Below are 19,855 nucleotides of genomic sequence, written 5' to 3' on the forward strand. Positions count from 1 at the left end.
AACCGGTCCTTGAGGTGTGCGTCAGATAGGGCGGCCCCGGCGGTTTTGCTCAGGGCCGGCCCTCGCGTCGGGGATCCGCTCAGGCGGCCTTGACCGGCTCGCCCTTGGCCCGGACCTCGGCGATCATGGTGCGGACCACCTTGACCTGCACGTTCGGGGCGATCTCGACCTCGATCTCCGGGGCCTCGGTCACCTTGGCGACACGGCCGACGATACCGCCGGTGGTCACCACCGTGTCGCCGCGGCGCACGTTCTTGACCATGTCCTGGTGCTCCTTGGCGCGGCGCTGCTGCGGGCGCAGGATCAGGAAGTACATGATCACGAAGATCAGGATGAAGGGGACGACCTGCACGAGGATGTCCGTGCCGCCGGTCGCCCCGGCTCCCTGCGCGAAGGCGGGCGTGATCACTCTCGAGGTCTCCCGAAACAAGACGAAATCGGGCCGCGCGGGTCCCCGCCGGCCTTGCAAAAGCGCGCGGACTATAGCCACCGACGACCCGAAAGCAACGGCGGGGTGTGGGGCATCCCCGGCCGATCCGGGCGGGTTTTCGTTCGCGCTGCCTTGGGATTAAGAGGTGCCGGCCGCACGTCCGCCCCTGCGCAAGGAGCCCGTTCACCCGCGATGACCGACCCGACCAGCCCTCCCCGTCCTGCGTCCGACCTGCCCGAGTCCGACCTGCTCCCGGTGCTGCTGCGCATCGCCGCGGCCCTGGAGCGCGCCGCCCCGCCGGCCCGTCCCGCCCCCGACTTCGCGGCGGCCGACGCCTTCGTGTGGCAGCCGGAAGGCCGGCTCCAGCCGGTGCCGCGGGTCAACCGGGTCGAGATGGGGCTGTTGCGCGGCATCGACCGGATGCGCGACATCCTGTTCGACAACACCGAGCGCTTCGCCCGCGGCCTGCCGGCGAACAACGCCCTGCTATGGGGCGCCCGCGGCATGGGCAAGTCGTCGCTCGTCAAGGCCGTGCACGCCGAGATCAACGCCAAGACCGACGGTCGGGGCGGGCCTAAGCGTCCGCTGAAGCTCGTCGAGATCCACCGCGAGGACATCGAGGGCCTGCCCGCCCTGATGGGATGGCTGCGGCCCGACCCGCACCGTTTCGTGGTGTTCTGCGACGACCTGTCGTTCGACGCCGAGGACACCTCGTACAAGTCGCTGAAGGCGGCGCTCGACGGCGGCATCGAGGGCCGGCCCGACAACGTCATCTTCTACGCGACCTCGAACCGGCGCCACCTCCTGCCCCGCGACATGATGGAGAACGAGCGCTCGACGGCGATCAATCCCGGCGAGGCGATCGAGGAGAAGGTCTCGCTCTCGGACCGGTTCGGCCTCTGGCTCGGCTTCCACAAGTGCAGCCAGGACGAGTACCTGGCGATGGTCGACGCCTACGTGGCGCGCTACGATCTGAAGGTCGAGCCGGAGCGGCTGCGGGCCGAGGCGCTGGAATGGTCGACCACCCGCGGGGCGCGGTCGGGCCGTACGGCGTTCCAGTATATCCAGGATCTCGCGGGGCGGCTGGGGCAGCGGCTGGATTAGCGCTGTCCGATTTTCCCCGATCGATTCTGATACCCGCCCCGTCATGCACCCGCCCCGTCATGCCGGGCTCGACGCAGCCGAGAACCCGTGATGACACGGCGGGTTGCACCACCGTCGGGGTGGAAGACGGCCTTCCCGACCGACGCGACGAAGGCGGGACGCTCGCGCGCCCCGCCTCCCCTCACGAACTCATCGCACTCAATTGCTCGCCAGGTGCGGCACCGGATCGACCGGGGTGGCGCCCTTGCGGATCTCGAAGTGGAGCTGCGGCGAGGTGACGTTGCCCGATGCGCCGGACTTCGCGATGGTCTGGCCGCGCTTCACCTTCTCGCCGGGCCGCACGTCGATCTCGCCGTTATGGGCGTAGGCCGAGACGTAGCCGTTGGCGTGGCGCACCAGGACGAGCTTGCCGTAGCCCTTCACGTCGCTGCCGGCATAGGCGACCGTGCCCTCCTCGGCGGCCTTCACCGGGGTGCCCTCGGGCACCGCGATGTTGATGCCCTCGTTGCCGCTCGAGCCGTAGCCCGAGATCACCCGGCCGCGGGCGGGCCAGCGGAAGCTGGATTGCGGATCGGGCGCGGGCGCCGCCGGGGCGACGGCCGGAGCCGGGGCCGGCTCGGGCGCCTTCTCGGGCAGGGACGCGACCTTCACCGGCTTGACCGGCTCGGGCTTCGGCGCGGGCGCCGGCTTCACCTCGGCGACCTTCTTGACCTCGGGCTTCGGTGCCTCGGCCTGCTTCGGCTCCGGCTTCTTCACCTCGACCTTGGCCTCGGCCTTCTTCGGCTCGACCTTCTTCACCTCTACGGCCTTGGGCTCGGGCCTGGGGGCCTCGGCGACCTTCTTCGGCTCGGGCTTCTTCTCGGGCGCCTTGGCGACGGCCTTCGGCTCGGGACGCTGCGGCTTGGCCGCGACCGTCTCCTCCTCGTCGTCGTCCTGGCGGCGCGCGGCGACCTTGGCGACGGCCTTCTCCGGCTTGGCGGCGACCTTCGGATCCGGCCGCTGCGGCTTCGCGGCGACCTTCCCCTCGTCCTCCTCGCGGGGTTCGGGCTTGCGGTGGTTCAGCTTGGCGGCGCGCTCCGCGGCGGCGGGCGCCACCGGCTTGGCCTCGGCCTGGCCGGGGCGGGCATGGACCTTGCGGACCGCCTCCGGCTCCGGTTCCGGCTCGCGGCGCGCGGGCTCGCGGCGGACCGGCTCGGGACGGGGCGCCGCCTCGGCGACCCGGCGCACCGGCTCGGCAGGGCGGGTTTCCGCCACCGGCACCCGCGGCGCCGGCGCGGCCGGCACCGCCCGGGCGCTCATCGCGGGAGCGCCGCCGGCATGGTAGACCGGGATCACGATCTGGCGGCCGGCGGTGACCTGCGCGGCGCTCGACAGGCCGTTGGCCTGGAGGATCGCCGCGGACGGCACGCCGAAGCGGGTCGACATCTGGCTGAGGCTGTCATTGGGGCCCACCGTGATGGTGGTGCCGCCTGCGGCCGACCAGCCGGCCGGGCCGCCGGTCACCGGGGCCGCGGCGGCGACGCGCGGCGTCTGCACCGGGGCGGAAGCCTGACGGTTCGACAGCGGCGCGGCACCTAGCGGGGCCGAGAGGGGCCGCGACTGGATCGGGGTCGAGCGCACCGCCGGCGCCACCGCCCCGCCCTCCGGCAGGCTGCCGGTGGCGCCCGGATCCCCACTCGCACTTGATGAGAACGGGTTCGAGAACGGGTCGAGCCGCACCGCATCGGTGCTGCAGGCCGCCGAAGCGCCCCCGATCAGCCCGATGAGGGCGAAGCGCGACAGCGCCCGCATCCCCTTGCCTGTCCCGCGATCCGGCATCGACGCACCCGTACATCCACGCAACCGTATGATGCGGATTCAAAGCGGATTCAGGTTAAGCTTCCGTTGCAAGGCGGGCGGGAGCCTTCACTCTGAGGACCGGATTCCGGCATAGGCGGGTTGGAGAGGCGGGTGGCCGGAGGGCAGAACCGGCTACAGGATTCCCGCGAGGCCGGGCGTCAGCGGGCCGATGCGCAGGGGCGTCTCCCGCACCTGCCGCCATGGGCCGTCGGCTTCCTGGGCGATGGCGACGAGGCGGGGCCCGGCTTGGGTGCCGAGCGCCCCGACGAGGCGGCCGCCCGGGTTCAGGCGGTCGACGAGGGCCGGAGGCAGGTCGCGCAAGCGGCCGTTGACCAGGATGCGGTCGAAGGTGCCCACCTCCTCCGGCGGGGCGCAGCCGTCGGCGAGGCCGACCATCGCGCCGCCGAAGCCCAGCGCGTCGAGGCGCGAGCGGGCATTGCGGGCAAGCGTCGCGTAGCGCTCCAGGCTGACCACCTCGGCGGCCCCCAAGCGCAGCAGCAGGGCCGTGGCATACCCTGAGCCGGTGCCGACCTCGAGGACGCGCGCGCCTTGCGGGTTGAGCGCCGCCAGCATCGTGGCGATGACGCTCGGCGCCGTCATGGTCTGGCCGCAGGGCAGCGGCAGGGCGAGGTCGCGGCGGGCGAGATCGCGGAAGGCGAGCGGCGCGAAGGCCTCCCGCGGCACCCGCTCCATCGCGCCCAGCACCGCGGCGTCGCGCACGCCGCGGGCGCGCAGGCCCAGCACGAAGGCCGCGGTCTCGACCGCGCCGGACGCCGCCTCGGCGGGGTCCTGTCCGGACTCGTCCGGCGCGCCGTCCTCACTCACGCGAGGGCCTGGGCGAAGCGCGTCAGCGTCGGCTCGTCGGTGAGGTCGAGGCGCAGGGGCGTGACCGAGATATGGCCGTCGGCGATCGCCTTCAGGTCGGTGCCGTGGCCCGGCTCGAACCGCGCCTTGGCGAAAGCGAGCCAGAAATACGGGTTGCCGCGGCCGTCGACCCGCTCGTCGATGGAGAGCAGCGCCTGGTTGCGCACGCCCTGCGCCGCCACCGCGATGCCGCGCACGTCGTCGGGCTCCCGATCCGGAAAATTGACGTTGACCAGGATGCCAGGCTCGATCCCGGCCTCCAGGATGCGCCGGACCACCGAGGCGCCGTGCCGGGCCGCCGTGTGCCACTTCACGTTGGTCCGCCCGCCGGCGCCGTAGGCCTGGCTCAGCGCGATCGCCTTCACGCCGAGGATCGTCGCCTCCATGGCGCCCGCGATGGTGCCCGAATAGGTCACGTCCTCGGCGACGTTCTGGCCGCGGTTGACGCCCGAGAGCACGAGATCGGGCCCGTGCTCCTTCAGGATGTGGCGGATGCCCATGATGATGCAGTCGGAGGGCGTGCCCTTGACCGCATAGCGCTTCTCGCCGGCCTGGCGCAGGCGCAGGGGATCGTTGAGCGACAGCGAATGCGACACGCCGCTCTGGTCGGTCTCGGGCGCCACGATCCAGACGTCGTCCGAGAGTTGCCCAGCGATCTCCTCCAGGCAGCGCAGGCCCGGCGCGTGGATGCCGTCGTCGTTGGTGACGAGAATGCGCATCAGCGCTGTCCTTCGGTTCGGGGGGAGCCGCCCGTTTCTTGGTTTCGGGTGTTCCCACCCACGCCTTCGATGCGGGTGAGCCCGCCCATATAGGGCGCGAGGGCCGACGGGACCGTGACGCTGCCGTCGGGGTTCTGGTAGTTCTCCATCACGGCGATCAGCGCGCGGCCGACCGCGACGCCCGAGCCGTTGAGCGTGTGGACGTAAGTCACGCCCTTGCCCTCCTTCGGGCGGTAGCGCGCCTCCATCCGGCGGGCCTGGAAGTCGCCGCAGACCGAGCAGGACGAGATCTCGCGATAGGTCTTCTGGCCCGGCAGCCAGGCCTCGATGTCGTAGGTCTTGGCCGAGGCGAAGCCCATGTCGCCGGTGCAGAGCGTGACGACCCGGAACGGGATGTCGAGGCGCCTGAGCACGGCCTCGGCGCAAGCCAGCATCCGCTCGTGCTCCTCGGTCGAGCGCTCGGGCGCGGTGATCGAGACGAGTTCCACCTTGCTGAACTGGTGCTGGCGCAGCATGCCGCGGGTGTCGCGCCCCGCCGCCCCGGCCTCGGCCCGGAAGCAGGGGGTGAGCGCGGTGAAGCGCAGGGGCAGCTCGTCCTCGGCGAGGATCGATTCGCGCACGAGGTTGGTGAGCGGGACCTCGGCGGTCGGGATCAGCCAGCGGTTCGCAGCGCCGCTCTCCTGCGCCATCTCGGGCGAGCCCTGGACCGCCGCGAACTGGTCGTCACGGAACTTCGGCAGCTGGGCGGTGCCGAACATCGCCTCGTCGCGCACCAGCAGCGGGGGCACCACCTCGGTGTAGCCGTGCTCGCCCGTGTGCAGGTCGAGCATGAACTGGCCGAGCGCCCGCTCCAGCCGGGCGATCTGACCTTTGAGCACCACGAAGCGCGAGCCCGAAAGCTTGGCCGCGGTCTCGAAATCCATCAGGCCCATGGCCTCGCCGAGCTCGAAATGCTGGCGGCCTTCTTGGCTCAGCCCCCGCCCCTCGAAGCGGCTCTTCTCGACGTTGTCGTGCTCGTCGCGGCCCTCCGGCACGTCCGGGTTCGGGACGTTGGGGATCGCCGCCAGGCGCTCGGCCAGCGCCTTGCCGGCGGCATCGGCGGCGGCATCGAGCGAGGGCGCCTCCTCCTTGAGCCGGGCGACCTCCGCCATCAGCGCCTGCGCCCGCACCTCGTCCTTCGCCTTCTTGGCCGCGCCGATCTCCTTCGAGAGGGCGTTGCGCTTCTCCTGGGCTCCTTGGGCCGCCGAGATCGCCGCCTTGCGGGCATCGTCGAGGCCGATCAGCTCGGAGGAGAGCGGCTCCAGCCCGCGGCTCGTCAGGCCCTTGTCGAAGGCGGCCGGGTTGTCGCGGATGGCCCGGATGTCGTGCATGGCGCGGTCCGAATCGTTTTTCTCAAAAGCGCCGGAGAGTCCGGCGACGACGCCAGGACGCTTTGCAGCATCGGCCCGGCGGCGACAAGGGAGGAGCCGTCGTGCCGTCCGAACCGCCCCGCTTGCAGCCGCCCGCCCCGGCGTGAGAAGAGCCCGGCGCGCCGGGCGCGGCTTCACCCATGCCCGGCCCGAACTTTGCAGAACTGGTCAACGCATGAACATCTTCGCCGCCTTCGAGGCCCGCATCGGCGAGGCGCTCGAGACGCTCACCCGCGCCGGCACCCTTCCGGAGGGGCTGGACCGCGCCCGCGTCGTGGTCGAGCCGCCGCGCGATTCGAGCCATGGCGACCTCGCCACCAACGCCGCCCTGGTGCTGGCGAAGGAGGCGCGCTCGAACCCGAAGGCGCTCGCCGAGGCCCTGGCCGCCGAGCTGCGCCGGGATCCCCGCGTGACGGAGGCCAGCGTCGCCGGGCCGGGCTTCATCAACCTGCGGCTCGATCCGGCGATCTACGCCGAGGTGGTGCGGGCGGTCCTGCGCGAGGGCGAGGCCTATGGGCGCGGCGCCAAGGTGCCGGGCGGCGTCAATGTCGAGTACGTCTCGGCCAACCCGACCGGGCCGATGCATGTCGGCCACGGCCGCGGCGCGGTGTTCGGCGACGCGCTGGCGAACCTCCTGGTCGCCGCCGGCCGGGACGTGACCCGCGAGTACTACATCAACGATGCCGGCGCGCAGGTCGACGTGCTCGCCCGCTCGGCCTTCCTGCGCTACCGCGAGGCCCTGGGCGAGACCGTCACGATCCCGGAAGGGCTCTATCCGGGCGACTACCTGAAGCCCGTCGGGGAGGCGCTGAAAGCGCAATACGGCGACGCGCTCCGCGACAAGCCCGAGGCCGAGTGGCTGCCGCCGGTGCGCGACTTCGCGATCGACCGGATGATGGACCGCATCCGCGAGGACCTGGCGGCCATCGGCATCCACCACGACGTGTTCTTCTCCGAGCGCACCCTCCAGGGCGGCGGCAACGGCGGGGCGGTCGCGGCGCTGATCGCCGACCTGCGCGAAAAGGGCCTCGTCTACGAGGGCCGGCTGCCGCCGCCGAAGGGCCAGCTGCCGGAGGACTGGGAGGACCGCGAGCAGACGCTGTTTCGCGCCACCGCCTTCGGCGACGACATCGACCGGCCGCTGCTGAAATCGGACGGCAGCTTCACCTACTTCGCCTCCGACATCGCCTATCACCGGTCGAAGGTCGAGCGCGGCGCCGTCGAGCTGATCGACGTGCTCGGCGCCGACCATGGCGGCTACGTCAAGCGCATGCAGGCGGCGGTGAAGGCGGTCTCGGACGGGAAGGCCGCCCTCGACGTCAAGCTGTGCCAGCTCGTGCGGCTCCTGCGCGGCGGCGAGCCGGTGAAGATGTCGAAGCGGGCGGGCGAGTTCGTCACCCTGCGCGAGGTGATCGACGAGGTCGGGCGCGACCCCGTGCGGTTCATGATGCTCTACCGCAAGAACGACGCGACGCTCGATTTCGACCTCGCCAAGGTGGTGGAGCAGTCGAAGGACAATCCGGTCTTCTACGTCCAGTACGCCCATGCGCGGGCCGCGTCGGTGTTCCGCCAGGCCCGCGAGGCGTTTCCCGATCTCGACCTGTCGCCGGCGGCGCTCGCCGCCGCCGACCTGTCGGGCCTGACCGATCCGGGCGAGCTCGAGATGATGCGCCTGATCGCCCAGGTGCCGCGCGTGATCGAGGCGGCGGCGGCCGCCCACGAGCCGCATCGGCTGGCCTTCCACCTCTACGAGCTGGCCAGCGCGTTCCATAGTTTCTGGAACAAGGGCAAAGACTTGCCGCAATTACGGTTTGTTAATCAAACCGACAGAAAGTCCACCGAGGCGAGGCTGGCCCTCGTCGCTGCCCTCAAGGGGGTGGTCGCGTCCAATCTCGGGATCCTCGGCGTCGGTGCGCCCGACGAGATGCGCTGAGGCGTCGCCCCGGGACCGGAGCGCGACCGGACGTCGCGGCATGCCCGCAAGGGCCGCCGCGGCGGGACGCGAGCGATGGGATCTGACGGCTGCCCTTCCCATATCGGAAGCGGCGGCCGGTGCCGCCGAGCCGGGCCCGATGCGCGGTGAGGTGACGCGAGGGCGAACAGGATGGTGCTGCCATGACGACCAATGCTTCCCGGGTTCCCGTCGATTACGACGGCTACGAGCAGGATCGGCAGCCGGCTCCCACCCGCCCGGATCAAGCCCGGAATGGCGCCCGGCCCGATCCCCTCGCCGAGCTTGCCCGCATCGTCGGCCAGGACGACCCGTTCCGCGCCCTGCTCGAGGCCAAGGAGGCCAAGGAGGCGAGCCGCAACGAGCCGCGCGGCCGCGTCGAGCCGGTGATGCCGAGCTACGGCGAGGCGCCCGCACCGGAGACCGGCCTGTCCGCCGCCCGCAGCGAGCCGACGCTCGGAGCGCCGCCGGCGCACATGCCGGCCGCCGCCTTCAACCAGTATCTCGCGGCGGTCGAGCGCGAGACCGATTCCGAGCCGGAGGCCGCCCCCCTCGAGCCGGAGGCGACGCCCGAGCCGCGGCCGCGGGGCCGCCGGCGCATCGCCCTCGTCGGCACGGCGCTCGGCATCGTCGCGGCTTCGGTCGGCGGCGCGCTGACCTGGAAGGCCTTCCATCACAGCCGCTCCGGCGCGCCGATCCTGGTGATGGCCGATCAGGCGCCGCTCAAGGTGGCGCCGCAGAATGCCGGCGGCGTCGAGATCCCGGACCAGAACAAGCAGATCTACGAGCGCACCGCCACGGCTCCGGCCAAGGACGGCGGGCAGATCCGCATCGTCAACCGCGAGGAGCAGCCCCTCGACGTCAAGCAGGCAGCGCGCTCGCTCGCCGCCGAGACCGGCGCGGCGGCTTCGCCCGCCACCCCGGGCAACGCCCTGACCGAATCCCTCGGCGAGCCGCGCCGGGTGCGCACCGTCTCGGTCCGGCCCGAGCCCTCGCCGGCGGAAGTCCAGCGCGCGGCGCAGGCCGCCGCGCAAGCGCAGGCCGCGCAAGCGGCGCCGGTCTCGCCGATTCCGACCATGACCCTGCCGACCGAGGCCACGGGCTCCACCCCGGCGCCGGTGACGCCGCGCAGCCCGCGGGCGGTCTCGGCTGCCCCCGCCCGGACGCCGGTCGCCGAGGCGCCCGCCGCCGAGACACCGGCGCCGGCCCCCGAGTCGCTGCGGCAAAAGCCGGTCCAGCGCGTCGCCTCCGCCGAGGCGCCGACCACCACCCAGGCGGTGCCCGCCCCGCAGGCGCCGGTCGGCGGCTTCTCGGTGCAGCTGTCGGTGCGCGCCACCGAGAAGGAGGCCGAGGTCGCCTTCAAGCAGGCCCAGGAGCGCTACGGCGCCGTGCTCGGCGGGCAGTCGCCGCTCATCCGGCAAGCCGAGGTCAACGGCAAGTCGATCTACCGCGTCCGCGTCGGGCCGATGTCGAAGGACAGCGCCGACGGACTGTGCGGCAAGCTCAAGGCCGCGGGCGCCGCCTGCTTCGTCGCCAAGAACTAGGCCTTCGCACGCCGGCCTCGGGGAGGCCTGAGGCCCGGGCCCCCGGCCGCGAGCCGGGCGCCCGAAATCCTCCCGGCTGTGGCGCCCCGCCGACAGAATCGGGCCGGCGAATCGCCTAAATTCTCCGCTCTTTCCGCTTGCGATTCCCGATCATCGGCGCCCGCATGGGCGTCGGATGGGAGCGCGCGAACGTTTCCCCTCTCCAACCGACGAGAGCCGCCGTCGATGACCCTTGCCCTGATCCTCGGCTGCGCCGGCCCGGTCTTGAGCCCCGAGGAGGCCGCCTTCTTCCGCGAGGTGCAGCCCTGGGGCTTCATCCTGTTCAAGCGCAACATCGAGACTCCCGGGCAGGTCCGCGCCCTGACGGCGGCGCTCCGCGAGACTGTCGGCCGGGCCGACGCCCCGATCCTGATCGACCAGGAGGGCGGCCGGGTGCAGCGCATGACGCGGCCGCACTGGCAGGCCTACCCGTCCGGCCGGGCCTATCTGCGGGCCGGCGGCCCGGAGGGCGGGCCGGTCCTCGCCGGCCTCGGGGCCCGCCTGATGGCGCACGACCTCGCGGAGGTCGGCATCAACGTGGATTGCGCGCCGGTCCTCGACGTGCCGGTGCCGGGTGCCCACGACGTCATCGGCGATCGCGCCTACGGCACGGACCCGGCGGTGGTCGCGGCCTTCGGACGGGCGGTGGCCGAGGGGCTGATGGCCGGCGGGGTGCTGCCGGTGATGAAGCACATGCCCGGCCACGGCCGCGCAGGAGCCGACAGCCACCACGCCTTGCCGGTGGTGGAGGCGAGCCTGGACGAGCTCGACGCCCACGACTTCCGGCCGTTCCGGGCGCTCGCCGACCTGCCGATGGCGATGTCGGCCCACGTGGTGTTCCGCGCCCTCGATCCGGAGAACCCGGCCACGACCTCCGCCACAATCATCCGCGAGGTCGTGCGCGGCCGGATCGGCTTTGCCGGCCTCCTGATGACCGACGACCTGTCGATGAACGCCCTGTCGGGGACGCATCGCGAACGCGCCGCCGCCGCCTTCCGGGCCGGCTGCGACATCGGCCTGCATTGCAACGGCGTCCGGGCCGAGATGGAGGACGTGGTGGCCTCCGCCCCCGTCCTCGCCGGCGAGGCCCTGCGCCGGGCGGAAGGCGCCCTCGCCCGGCTGACCCCGGCGGCCCCGGCCTTCGACCCGGCCGAGGCCCGCGCCCGCCTCGATGCCGGGCTCGCCACCGCGGCCTGAGATGGCGGACGAGTTCGGGGAGGCAACCGGCACCGCCGACGGCGCGGCCTTCGTGGTCGATGTCGACGGCTTCGAGGGCCCCCTCGACCTGCTCCTGGAGCTGGCCCGGCGCCAGAAGGTCGACCTCGCCCGGATCTCGATCCTGGCGCTGGTCGAGCAGTACCTTGCCTTCATCGACGAGGCGCGCCGCCTGCGCCTGGAGCTGGCGGCGGATTACCTGGTGATGGCGGCCTGGCTCGCCTACCTGAAGTCGCGCCTGCTGCTGCCGGCGCCGCCCCGCGGCCCCGAGCCCGCCGCCGGCGACCTCGCCGAGGCCCTCGCCCTGCGCCTGCGCCGCCTCGAGGCGATCCGCGCCGCCGCCGTGATGCTGTCCGAGCGGGTCCAGCTCGGGCGCGACGTCTTCGCCCGCGGCGCGCCGCCGCCGGCGCCCGCGGCCCCCGTCCCCGGGTCCTTCGCCGTGACCCTGCACGACCTGATCGCGGCCTATGCCCGCCAGCGCCAGGAGCGGGTCCGGGTGCCGGTGACGCTGCCGCCGCGCAGCGTATGGTCCCTGGTCGATGCCCGCGCCGCCCTGGAGCGGCTGATCGGCCCGCGGGACGAGTGGACCGACCTCGATTCCTACCTTGCCCAATACCTGGCCGATCCGAAGCGCCGGGCCACGGTGCGCGCCTCCTCGCTCTCGGCGGTGCTGGAACTCGCCCGCGAGGGCCAGATCCTGCTGCGCCAGGACGGGCCCTTCGCGCCGATCCAGATTCGCGCCGCCGGACCATGAGCCGCGTGGCGAAGGCTCACCCCCCGCTTCCCCCCTCCGAGGCGGCCCGCCTCGCCGAGGCGCTGATCTTCTGCGCGCCTGCGCCCCTCTCCGAGGCCGACCTCGCCGCCCGGCTCCCTGCCGGCACCGACGTGCCGGCCGTGCTCGGCGAGATCGCCCGCGCCTACGCGCCCCGGGGCATCACGCTGGCGCGGGTGGCGGGCGGCTACGCCTTCCGCACCGCGCCCGACCTCGCCCCCGCCCTGCGCGGCGGCGTCCCCGAGGCGCGCAAGCTGTCACGGGCCGCCCTCGAGACGCTCGCCATCGTCGCCTACCACCAGCCGGTGACCCGGGCCGAGATCGAGGAGATCCGCGGCGTCACCACCTCGAAGGGGTCCCTCGACCTGCTGCTCGAGACCGGCTGGGTGCGCCTGCGCGGCCGGCGCCGCACCCCGGGGCGACCGGTGACCTACGGCACCACCCCGGCCTTCCTCGACCATTTCGGCCTCGATGCCGTCTCGGACCTGCCCGGCCTCGACGAGCTGAAGGGCCTCGGCCTGATCGAGGGCCGGCTGCCCGCCGGTTTCCGGGTGCCGCAGCCGAGCGACGATGCGGGAGCCGACGAGGATCCGTTGGGCCCCGGGGACGCCGCGGCGGACTGAATTCCCGGGTGGGGCATTCGGCCAACCCCCGAGGAAACGCTTGTTTTCGCTCACCGCCGTCCTTAGGTTCCGGCCGGACCGCCAGCGCTCCGGCCGCCATCCGGCGACGATGAGCCTGCGGGATCAGAGGTTTGGGGCGTCGCACGGCGCCCCGCGAGAGTGCCGCGGCGACGCAGACGCTGCGCAGGAGAGAACCATGGGCGGCGCGAGTATCTGGCACTGGATCGTCGTCGGCGTGATCGTCATGCTGCTGTTCGGGCGCGGCAAGGTGTCCGAGCTGATGGGCGACGTCGCCAAGGGCATCAAGGCCTTCAAGAAGGGCATGGCCGACGAGGAGCAGGCCCCGACCACGACGGCGCAGGTGCCCCACGCGCAGGTCCCGCCCGTCCAGGTGGCGCCGCCGGTGGTGCAGCCGGCCCCTGCGCAGCCTGTCCACGTCCCGCCGACGAACGTGCAGCCGACCCCCGTTCAGCCGACGCACGTGCCGACCGCGCAGATGCCGCCGGTCGGCACTGCCGAGCCGAACGTCGACCGCAAGGTCGGCTGAGCGGGCCGTCTCCGAGCCTGTTCCCCCGCACAGGAGCGCGCGACCTCCGGTCCGCCTCCTTCAAGTGCCTTACGCGTTCGATGCAGGTTTCCGGCCGCGGCCCGCTCGCGGGCGGCCCGCGCTCAACCGGAACCTGCTCGGCGGTGACTGGCGCCGGCGCACCGGCGTGCTAGACAGCCCGCGCGAGGCGCCCGCTTCACGAGTCGCGCCGCGCGAGTAGCAGGGCCGTCACGCCATGTTCGATATGAGTTGGGGCGAGGTGATGCTGATCGGCGGCGTCGCGCTCGTCGTCATCGGCCCCAAGGACCTGCCCAAGGCCCTGCGCACCGTCGGCCAGGTCACCGCCCGCCTCAAGCGCATGGCCGGCGAGTTCCAGAGCCAGTTCAGCGAGGCGATGCGCGAGGCGGAGCTCGACGAGGTCCGCCGCGAGGTCGAGGGCATCAACCGCAGCGTCTCCTCGGCGACGGCCGCCGGCTTCAACCCGGTGCAGACCATCCGCAACGAGATCAAGGGCGCCGTCGACGGCGCGCCGAAGCCCGCCACGATGGCCTTGCCGGGGGCGGATCCCCTCGCCGCGGAGCCGTCCGCCACGGCGCTGCCGGAGCCGCCTGCCCCGATCGACCCCGCCGCCCCGCCGGCCTATCAGCCCCCCGAGCCCGCGGCCGAGAAGCCGTCGGTCTCGGCGCTGGCCGCCGCGACCGCGCAGCTCAAGGCCGACGCGGCCCGCGCCGCTCCCGACGCCTCCCCCTCCCACGACACCGCCAGCACGGGCCGGACCGCATGATCACCGAGGCCGATGAAGCCGAGATCGAGGCCTCGCGCGCACCCCTGATCGAGCACCTGATCGAGCTGCGCTCGCGGCTGATCAAGTCGCTGCTCGCCTTCGGGGTGATGTTCTTCGTCTGCTTCTTCTTCGCGCAGCACATCTACAACATCCTCGTCCACCCCTATGTGAGCGTGGTGGGGGCGGAAAAGGCGCGGCTGATCGCGACCCACTTCCTCGAGCAGGTCTTCACCAACATCAAGCTCAGCGTGTTCGGCGCCGGCTTCCTGTCCTTCCCGGTCGTCGCGACCCAGCTCTACGCCTTCGTGGCCCCGGGCCTCTACCGCAACGAGCGCCGGGCCTTCCTGCCCTACCTCGTCGCCACGCCGATCTTCTTCCTGCTCGGCGCCCTCGTCGTCTACTTCCTGGCGATGCCGCTGCTGATCCGCTTCTCGGTCAGCCTGCAGCAGATCGGCCAGCCCGGCGAGGCCACGATCGAGCTCCTGCCGAAGGTGGACGAGTACCTCTCGCTCATCATGACGCTGATCTTCGCCTTCGGGATCGCATTCCAGCTGCCTGTGATCCTGACCCTGCTGGGCCAGATCGGTCTGATCGATTCGAAGTTCCTGAAGGACCGCCGGCGCTACGCGATCGTCCTGGTCTTCGTCGCCGCCGCGGTGCTGACCCCGCCGGACGTGATCAGCCAGCTCTCGCTCGCGATCCCGATGCTGCTCCTCTACGAGGCGTCGGTGTTCTCGGTGCGGGCGATGGAGAAGCGGCGCGAGCGCGCCCGGGCAGCGGAGGAAGCGGCAGGAGACTAAGGTTCGGGCCCGACCCTCTCCGAGGTTGTTGCCAGCCTCCAAGTCATTCCGGGCTCCACTTTTGCGGCCACGGAATGACAGGTTTGTGTCAAGGCCTGAGGTCAGGCGTCAAACCTCGGCGCTAGCCAGTTCAACCTCTCCCAACTCCTCATCCATCTGCGCCGCCAGCTCGAAGAACCGCCGCCGCACCTCACCCGCGTAGGGGTTCTCGCGCTCGATGGCGTGGTAGACCTCCGGCGCATCGTGACGGACCATTCCGACGGCCTGCATCACCAGGTCGAAGCTGCGGGTGGTCATCCGGGTCGGGAGCGGCTCCATCGCCACCAGCACCTTGGCGATCAGGTGCGTCAGCCCCTGCACCGCCGCCGCCTCGCGGTCATGCGCCTCCGGCGTGGTCAGGATCACGGTGAGCCCGAGCGCCCGCCGCAGGAAGGCGCCGACCTTGGGTCCGCGGTCGCCCCGCACCGGGCAGACCGCGATCTTGAGGCCGCGCAAGCCGTCCCGCGCGCTCTGCGGCCCGAACAGCGGATGGGTCGCGACGATGTCGACCCCAGGCGGCAGACCGGCCCGCATGATCTGCGCCGGCCGCACCTTCACCGAGCCGACATCGAGGACGAGGGCGCCCGGAGTCAGGTGAGGGGCGATGTCCCGGACCAATGCGGCGAGGGTCGAGACGGGGGTTGCCAGGATCACCACCGGGCAGGCGGCGGCCTCCGCCAGGCTGACCGGCGCGAGCCCGGCCGCCGTGAACTCGGATTCGGGCGCGAACGGGTCGTGGACGCGGAGCGTGAAGAGCGGCGCCAGATGCGCGGCGACCAGGCGACCGAAGGCGCCGAAGCCGATCAGGCCGAGAGAAGGGAGCGGGATGGGAGAGGACGGCACGGAAGACCTCGGATCTGGGGCGAGGTCGGCGGGCCTGGATTTCCTGGGAAGCCTCAACCGCCGACACGTCGCAGCGGTTGAGAGATGACAAGCACTCCGCCGCTAGGTGCGCGGCGCGTAATAGAGTCCGGTCGGGAGGGCGCTGGTCATGGCCGAGCCTGTAGCCCCCTCCTTCCCTCACCGTCAATCAGAACTCGATGCCCTCCTGCGCTTTCACCCCCGCGGCGAAGTGGTGCTTCACCTGCCCCATCTCGGTGACGAGGTCGGCGACGGCGATCAGCTCCGGCTTGGCGTTGCGCCCCGTCACCACGACGTGCAGGTCCGGCCGGCGCCGGCTCAACGCCTCCACCACCTCGGGCAGCGGCAGGTAGTCGTAGCGCAGTGCGATGTTGAGCTCGTCGAGGATCAGGAGCCGGATGCCGGGATCGGCCATCAGCGCCTCGGTCCTGGCCCACGCCGCCTGGGCGGCCGCCACGTCGCGGGCCCGGTCCTGGGTCTCCCAGGTGAAGCCCTCCCCCATCGTGTGCCAGTCGACCTGATCGCCGAAGCGTTCGAGGGCGAAGCGCTCGCCGGTCTCCCAGGCGCCCTTGATGTACTGCACCACCCCGACCCGCCAGCCGCGGCCCAAAGCGCGCAGCATCAGCCCGAAGGCGGCAGTCGACTTGCCCTTGCCGGGGCCGGTATGGACGATGAGCAGGCCTTTCTCGATCGTCTTGGCCGCGACCTCGGCATCCTGCACCGCCTTGCGCTTCTCCATCTTGGCGCGGTGGCGCGCCGCCTCGTCGTCGCTCATCGGGCTTCTCCCTTCAGAATCATCGGCAGGCCCGCCACCACCAGCACCACCCTGTCGGCCATAGCCGCCAGACGCTGGTGCAGACGCCCGGCCTCGTCGCGGAACCGGCGGGCGAGCGCGTTCTCCGGCACGATGCTCAAACCCACCTCGTTCGAGACCAGCACCATCGGCCCGGCCGCCGTCCGGCAGGATTCCACCAGCGCGTCGCGCTCCGCCGCGAGGTCGGCATCCTCGTCCAGCATCGCGTTGGTCAGCCACAGGGTCAGGCAATCGACCAGAACGGGCCGGCCGGCCGGCGCCCGCCGGATCACCGAGGCCAAGTCGCGCGGCGCATCGACCGTCTCCCAGGGAGCGGGGCGGCGGGCGCGGTGCTCGGCGATGCGCGCGCGCATCTCGTCGTCCCAGGCTTGCGCCGTCGCGACGTAGAGCCAAGGGCCCGGGAGCGCCTCGATCAGCCCTTCCGCGTAGCGGCTCTTGCCTGAGCGGGCGCCGCCCAGCACCAGGGTCAGGCGCGGGGCGGCGCGGTCCGGATCCGGCACGGGCATCTGCTCCTCCTGGACATCGCGGAAATTTGGACATCGCGGAAATCTCGGGGCCGGATGTGTCGCGGCAGGCTGCGCCGATTGCAAGCCCGCCAGCAACCCGATAGGGTCGCCCCGACGGTGCCTCGGCGACGAGGTGAAAAGGGAACGTGGGATCCGGGATCTCTTCCGGTGTGCCGCGGCTGCCCCCGCAACTGTGAGCGGTCGCACACGGTCCGCCATCGGCCACTGGAGCGATCCGGGAAGGCGGTGGACCGGCTCAAGAGGCCGCGAGCCAGGAGACCTGCCGTCACCCCTTTCTCTCGACGCCGCCGGTGGGGCGGCAGGAGTTCGTCATGGTCGCGATCACCCGGTCCCTCTCTCCCGCCCTCGTCGGCGAACGCCTGAGCGCCGTCCTCCTCGCCGCAACCCTCGGCATCGGGCTGCTGTTCGTCTCCGGCTTCGCGCCCGTGGTCGCCCTGCACAACGCCGCGCACGACTGGCGCCACGCCCACAACTTCCCCTGCCACTGACCAGGGCCTAACCCTTCGAGGCCGCGCGGCCTGCGTCCCGACCGGGCGCGGGCCCGCGGCCCTTTGGTCGTGCAGGTGATCCACCAATGACGAAACGTCTGCTCGCCGCGGCCCTGGTCGCCGGCTTCCTCGCCGCATGCGTCACCTCGCTGCTGCAATTCGCCCTCACCTCGCCGCTGATCCTGGCGGCGGAGAAGTACGAGACGGCGGAGACCGTCGCGCCCACCCGCGTCTCGGCCAACCCGCTGATCGTGCTCGCCCATTCTGGCCACAGTTCGGCCGGTCACGACCATGGCGGCGAGCCGCAATGGCAGCCGGCCCCCGGCCTGCCGCGCCTCGCCTTCACGGCGCTGGCGACCCTGGTGAGCGGCGTCGGCTACGCGCTGCTCCTCGGCGCCGTGCTGGTTGCGACCGGCCGTGAGGTGACGCCCTCCGAGGCGCTGAAATTCGGCATCGGCGGCTTCCTTGCGGCCAGCCTCGCGCCGGCGGTCGGGCTGCCGCCGGAATTGCCCGGCACCGCGGCCGCCGCCCTTGAATCGCGCCAGCTCTGGTGGGTCGCGACGGCGCTCGCCACGGCCCTCGGCCTCTACCTGGTGGCGATCCGCCGCGGCCCGGCCGCGATCGGCCTCGGCCTCGCCCTCGTCGTCGCGCCGCATGCCTGGGGCGCCCCGCACGGGCCCGAGGAGATCTCGGCGATGCCACCGGTCTACGCGGCGCAGTTCGCCGCCCGCTCGCTGGCGGTCGCCTTCGCGTTCTGGGCGGTGCTCGGCCTCGCCTTCGGCTGGGCCTGGGGCACGGTTGCGGGGACGAAGGGCGCCGCGCGTCGGAGCGAGGTGACCGCGTGAGCGATCCCGTCACCCTCTACGTCTGCACCACCTGCCGCGATGCCGCCGATCCGGCGGACGGCCCCCGCGCCGGCGCCCGCCTGCACGATGCACTCGCCCAGGCGCTCGCGGCCCGGCCCGGCACGCCCGTGCGGATCGAGCCGGTGGAATGCCTCTCGGTCTGCAAGCGGCCCTGCACCGTGGCGGTCGTGAGCCCCGGCCGCTGGACCTATGTCTACGGCGACCTCGACCCGGCGATCTCCGCCGAGGTCATCCTCGACGGCATCGGCCTCTATGCCGGAACGGCCGACGGCGTCGTGCCCTGGCGCGAACGTCCACAAGAGTTCCGCAAGGGCGTCGTCGCCCGCATCCCTCCCGCGCCGGTGACTCCATGACCATCCTCAACAAGATCCCCTGCACCATCGTCACGGGCTTCCTCGGCGCCGGAAAGACGACGCTCGTGCGCCACGCCATCGAGCACAACGACGGCCGGCGCCTCGCGATCATCGTCAACGAGTTCGGCGATGTCGGCTTCGACGGGTCCCTGCTTGCCGAATGCGGCATCCCGGGCTGCGACGCCGACGCGGTGGTCGAGTTGCCGAACGGCTGCATCTGCTGCACCGTCGCCGACGACTTCGTGCCGGCGCTCAACAAGCTCCTCGACCGGCCGGAGCCGCCGGAGCACATCCTGATCGAGACCTCCGGCCTCGCCCTGCCGAAGCCCCTGGTCCAGGCCTTCAACTGGCCGGCGATCCGCTCGCGGGTGACCGTCGACGGCGTGGTGGCGGTGGTGGACGGGCCGGCGGTGGCGTCGGGCGCCTTCGCGGACGACCCGAAGGCGCTGGCGGCGCAGCGCGCGGCCGATGCCAGCGTCGATCACGAGAACCCGCTGGAAGAGGTGTTCGAGGATCAGCTCCTCTGCGCCGACCTCGTGGTGATGAACAAGTCCGACCTCCTCGACGAGGGCGAGCGGGCGCGGGTCCGCGCCGAGGTCGAGGCGCAGCTGCCGCGGGCCGTCAAGCTCGTCGAGACCGCCCACGGCGCCCTCGATCCGCGCGTGCTGCTCGGCCTCAATGCCGCCGCGGAGGACGACCTCGCCGCGCGGCCCTCGCATCACGAGACGGAGGAGGACCATGACCACGACGATTTCGAGAGCGTGGCGCTTCCCGTGAAGGCCGCCGGCTCACCCGAGGACCTGGCCGCCCGGGTCGCCAAGGCCGCCGAGGTGGCGGGTGTGCTGCGGATCAAGGGCTTCTGCGCCGTCGCCGACAAGCCGATGCGCCTCGTCGTCCAGGGCGTCGGCCGCCGCGTCGCCCACCATTACGACCGCCCCTGGCGCTCGGCCGAGCACCGGGACGGGACGCTGGTGGTGATTGGGCTGGCGGGGTTCGACAAGGAGGCGGTGGCGGCGGCGTTGCAGGGGTAAGCGCGGCTTCGCACGACGGATTGTGCGCCTTTTCCTCTCCCCGCGGGCGGCGAGGCGGCAGCCGACGGTGAGGGGGTGTTGCCGGAGGAGTCTCACTCGTCGAGCCCCCCTCACCCTCGCTCCGGCTTTGCCTGAGCCTGCCGTGTCTCCTGAACGTCGACACGGCCCTCTTCCCGCCTGCAGGGAGAGGAGTGACCCGCGTTCTACTTTGAAGCCGAGAACATCAGAGGCCATAT

The 19,855-nt window shown here is 72.2% G+C and carries 21 protein-coding genes and 1 riboswitch; of the genes, 13 read left to right on the forward strand and 8 right to left on the reverse strand.

The genetic code is table 11. The annotated features are described in order from the left end of the window. Window positions 1-79: 79 nt before the first annotated feature. Window positions 80-409, reverse strand: coding sequence for a preprotein translocase subunit YajC (yajC, locus tag DA075_RS09450; RefSeq protein WP_048454004.1), 330 nt, complete (start codon window positions 407-409; stop codon window positions 80-82). 213 nt (window positions 410-622) lie between these two features. Between yajC and DA075_RS09455 the strand changes: the two genes are divergently transcribed. Continuing rightward, window positions 623-1,534 carry an ATP-binding protein gene (locus DA075_RS09455; protein ID WP_099952982.1) on the forward strand — a complete coding sequence of 304 codons (912 nt, stop codon included), beginning with the start codon at window positions 623-625 and terminating at the stop codon, window positions 1,532-1,534. A gap of 198 nt (window positions 1,535-1,732) precedes the next feature. On the opposite strand, the gene DA075_RS09460 is transcribed toward DA075_RS09455, so the two are convergent. From DA075_RS09460 to serS, 4 genes are all read right to left on the reverse strand, one after another. Beyond that, complete coding sequence (locus tag DA075_RS09460; protein WP_232385819.1) at window positions 1,733-3,325, reverse strand: peptidoglycan DD-metalloendopeptidase family protein; 1,593 nt, start codon at window positions 3,323-3,325, stop codon at window positions 1,733-1,735. A gap of 180 nt (window positions 3,326-3,505) precedes the next feature. Next, a complete protein-coding gene (locus tag DA075_RS09465; RefSeq protein WP_099952984.1) occupies window positions 3,506-4,198 on the reverse strand; it encodes a protein-L-isoaspartate O-methyltransferase family protein in 693 nt (230 codons plus the stop codon). Next, entirely contained in the window at window positions 4,195-4,956 is a 762-nt protein-coding gene (gene surE / locus DA075_RS09470; RefSeq protein WP_099952985.1) for a 5'/3'-nucleotidase SurE, read from the reverse strand. Before surE ends, DA075_RS09465 begins: the two co-directional genes overlap by 4 nt. After that, window positions 4,956-6,326, reverse strand: coding sequence for a serine--tRNA ligase (gene serS / locus DA075_RS09475; RefSeq protein WP_099952986.1), 1,371 nt, complete (start codon window positions 6,324-6,326; stop codon window positions 4,956-4,958). The genes surE and serS overlap by 1 nt, the downstream gene beginning before the upstream one ends. Window positions 6,327-6,540: 214 nt before the next feature. Between serS and argS the strand changes: the two genes are divergently transcribed. The 8 genes from argS to tatC all read left to right on the forward strand — a co-directional run bounded on the left by argS (window position 6,541) and on the right by tatC (window position 14,640). After that, window positions 6,541-8,298 (forward strand): arginine--tRNA ligase, encoded by a 1,758-nt coding sequence (gene argS / locus DA075_RS09480; RefSeq protein ID WP_099952987.1) that lies wholly within the window; start codon window positions 6,541-6,543, stop codon window positions 8,296-8,298. A gap of 182 nt (window positions 8,299-8,480) precedes the next feature. Then, complete coding sequence (locus tag DA075_RS09485; RefSeq protein ID WP_099952988.1) at window positions 8,481-9,860, forward strand: SPOR domain-containing protein; 1,380 nt, start codon at window positions 8,481-8,483, stop codon at window positions 9,858-9,860. 225 nt (window positions 9,861-10,085) lie between these two features. Continuing rightward, window positions 10,086-11,096, forward strand: coding sequence for a beta-N-acetylhexosaminidase (gene nagZ, locus DA075_RS09490; RefSeq protein ID WP_099952989.1), 1,011 nt, complete (start codon window positions 10,086-10,088; stop codon window positions 11,094-11,096). Window position 11,097: 1 nt separating this feature from the next. Further along, complete coding sequence (locus DA075_RS09495) at window positions 11,098-11,868, forward strand: segregation and condensation protein A (RefSeq protein ID WP_099952990.1); 771 nt, start codon at window positions 11,098-11,100, stop codon at window positions 11,866-11,868. Next, complete coding sequence (scpB, locus tag DA075_RS09500) at window positions 11,865-12,509, forward strand: SMC-Scp complex subunit ScpB (RefSeq protein ID WP_099952991.1); 645 nt, start codon at window positions 11,865-11,867, stop codon at window positions 12,507-12,509. Before DA075_RS09495 ends, scpB begins: the two co-directional genes overlap by 4 nt. 196 nt (window positions 12,510-12,705) lie before the next feature. After that, window positions 12,706-13,056, forward strand: coding sequence for a twin-arginine translocase TatA/TatE family subunit (locus DA075_RS09505; RefSeq protein WP_232385813.1), 351 nt, complete (start codon window positions 12,706-12,708; stop codon window positions 13,054-13,056). Between the two features lie 235 nt (window positions 13,057-13,291). Then, entirely contained in the window at window positions 13,292-13,840 is a 549-nt protein-coding gene (gene tatB / locus DA075_RS09510; protein ID WP_099952992.1) for a Sec-independent protein translocase protein TatB, read from the forward strand. Next, window positions 13,837-14,640, forward strand: a complete 804-nt coding sequence (gene tatC / locus DA075_RS09515) for a twin-arginine translocase subunit TatC (protein WP_099952993.1) — start codon at window positions 13,837-13,839, stop codon at window positions 14,638-14,640. Before tatB ends, tatC begins: the two co-directional genes overlap by 4 nt. A gap of 108 nt (window positions 14,641-14,748) precedes the next feature. Here tatC and DA075_RS09520 read toward each other — a convergent pair whose 3' ends face one another. The 3 genes from DA075_RS09520 to cobU all read right to left on the reverse strand — a co-directional run bounded on the left by DA075_RS09520 (window position 14,749) and on the right by cobU (window position 16,860). Continuing rightward, complete coding sequence (locus DA075_RS09520) at window positions 14,749-15,522, reverse strand: prephenate dehydrogenase/arogenate dehydrogenase family protein (RefSeq protein ID WP_099952994.1); 774 nt, start codon at window positions 15,520-15,522, stop codon at window positions 14,749-14,751. A 187-nt stretch (window positions 15,523-15,709) separates the two neighbouring features. After that, window positions 15,710-16,315: a cob(I)yrinic acid a,c-diamide adenosyltransferase gene (gene cobO, locus DA075_RS09525; RefSeq protein WP_099952995.1), complete on the reverse strand. Its 606-nt coding sequence runs from the start codon at window positions 16,313-16,315 to the stop codon at window positions 15,710-15,712. Beyond that, window positions 16,312-16,860, reverse strand: a complete 549-nt coding sequence (gene cobU, locus DA075_RS09530) for a bifunctional adenosylcobinamide kinase/adenosylcobinamide-phosphate guanylyltransferase (RefSeq protein ID WP_164712277.1) — start codon at window positions 16,858-16,860, stop codon at window positions 16,312-16,314. Before cobU ends, cobO begins: the two co-directional genes overlap by 4 nt. A gap of 98 nt (window positions 16,861-16,958) precedes the next feature. Next, window positions 16,959-17,162: riboswitch (cobalamin riboswitch) on the forward strand. Between the two features lie 30 nt (window positions 17,163-17,192). Between cobU and DA075_RS09535 the strand changes: the two genes are divergently transcribed. The 4 genes from DA075_RS09535 to cobW all read left to right on the forward strand — a co-directional run bounded on the left by DA075_RS09535 (window position 17,193) and on the right by cobW (window position 19,619). Continuing rightward, the gene (locus DA075_RS09535) at window positions 17,193-17,369 is read left to right on the forward strand and encodes a CbtB domain-containing protein (RefSeq protein ID WP_093571268.1); all 177 of its coding nucleotides are present in this window, start codon (window positions 17,193-17,195) and stop codon (window positions 17,367-17,369) included. Between the two features lie 86 nt (window positions 17,370-17,455). Next, entirely contained in the window at window positions 17,456-18,214 is a 759-nt protein-coding gene (locus DA075_RS09540; RefSeq protein WP_099952996.1) for a CbtA family protein, read from the forward strand. Then, window positions 18,211-18,588: a DUF1636 family protein gene (locus DA075_RS09545; protein WP_099952997.1), complete on the forward strand. Its 378-nt coding sequence runs from the start codon at window positions 18,211-18,213 to the stop codon at window positions 18,586-18,588. The genes DA075_RS09540 and DA075_RS09545 overlap by 4 nt, the downstream gene beginning before the upstream one ends. After that, on the forward strand, window positions 18,585-19,619 hold the full coding sequence (cobW, locus tag DA075_RS09550; RefSeq protein WP_099952998.1) for a cobalamin biosynthesis protein CobW: 1,035 nt from the start codon (window positions 18,585-18,587) through the stop codon (window positions 19,617-19,619). The genes DA075_RS09545 and cobW overlap by 4 nt, the downstream gene beginning before the upstream one ends. The last annotated feature ends 236 nt before the right edge of the window (window positions 19,620-19,855 follow it).

It is taken from the genome of Methylobacterium currus, from assembly GCF_003058325.1.
GTDB lineage: Bacteria > Pseudomonadota > Alphaproteobacteria > Rhizobiales > Beijerinckiaceae > Methylobacterium > Methylobacterium currus.

What these genes read in the sequence shown, in the direction of transcription:
- DA075_RS09455 (WP_099952982.1), top strand. Translation starts at nt 623, where the DNA reads ATGACCGACCCGACCAGCCCTCCCCGTCCTGCGTCCGACCTGCCCGAG.
- DA075_RS09460 (WP_232385819.1), bottom strand. Translation starts at nt 3,325, where the DNA reads ATGCGGGCGCTGTCGCGCTTCGCCCTCATCGGGCTGATCGGGGGCGCT.
- surE (WP_099952985.1), bottom strand. Translation starts at nt 4,956, where the DNA reads ATGCGCATTCTCGTCACCAACGACGACGGCATCCACGCGCCGGGCCTG.
- serS (WP_099952986.1), bottom strand. Translation starts at nt 6,326, where the DNA reads ATGCACGACATCCGGGCCATCCGCGACAACCCGGCCGCCTTCGACAAG.
- argS (WP_099952987.1), top strand. Translation starts at nt 6,541, where the DNA reads ATGAACATCTTCGCCGCCTTCGAGGCCCGCATCGGCGAGGCGCTCGAG.
- DA075_RS09485 (WP_099952988.1), top strand. Translation starts at nt 8,481, where the DNA reads ATGACGACCAATGCTTCCCGGGTTCCCGTCGATTACGACGGCTACGAG.
- nagZ (WP_099952989.1), top strand. Translation starts at nt 10,086, where the DNA reads ATGACCCTTGCCCTGATCCTCGGCTGCGCCGGCCCGGTCTTGAGCCCC.
- DA075_RS09495 (WP_099952990.1), top strand. Translation starts at nt 11,098, where the DNA reads ATGGCGGACGAGTTCGGGGAGGCAACCGGCACCGCCGACGGCGCGGCC.
- scpB (WP_099952991.1), top strand. Translation starts at nt 11,865, where the DNA reads ATGAGCCGCGTGGCGAAGGCTCACCCCCCGCTTCCCCCCTCCGAGGCG.
- DA075_RS09505 (WP_232385813.1), top strand. Translation starts at nt 12,706, where the DNA reads ATGGGCGGCGCGAGTATCTGGCACTGGATCGTCGTCGGCGTGATCGTC.
- tatB (WP_099952992.1), top strand. Translation starts at nt 13,292, where the DNA reads ATGTTCGATATGAGTTGGGGCGAGGTGATGCTGATCGGCGGCGTCGCG.
- tatC (WP_099952993.1), top strand. Translation starts at nt 13,837, where the DNA reads ATGATCACCGAGGCCGATGAAGCCGAGATCGAGGCCTCGCGCGCACCC.
- cobO (WP_099952995.1), bottom strand. Translation starts at nt 16,315, where the DNA reads ATGAGCGACGACGAGGCGGCGCGCCACCGCGCCAAGATGGAGAAGCGC.
- cobU (WP_164712277.1), bottom strand. Translation starts at nt 16,860, where the DNA reads ATGCCCGTGCCGGATCCGGACCGCGCCGCCCCGCGCCTGACCCTGGTG.
- DA075_RS09535 (WP_093571268.1), top strand. Translation starts at nt 17,193, where the DNA reads ATGGTCGCGATCACCCGGTCCCTCTCTCCCGCCCTCGTCGGCGAACGC.
- DA075_RS09540 (WP_099952996.1), top strand. Translation starts at nt 17,456, where the DNA reads ATGACGAAACGTCTGCTCGCCGCGGCCCTGGTCGCCGGCTTCCTCGCC.
- cobW (WP_099952998.1), top strand. Translation starts at nt 18,585, where the DNA reads ATGACCATCCTCAACAAGATCCCCTGCACCATCGTCACGGGCTTCCTC.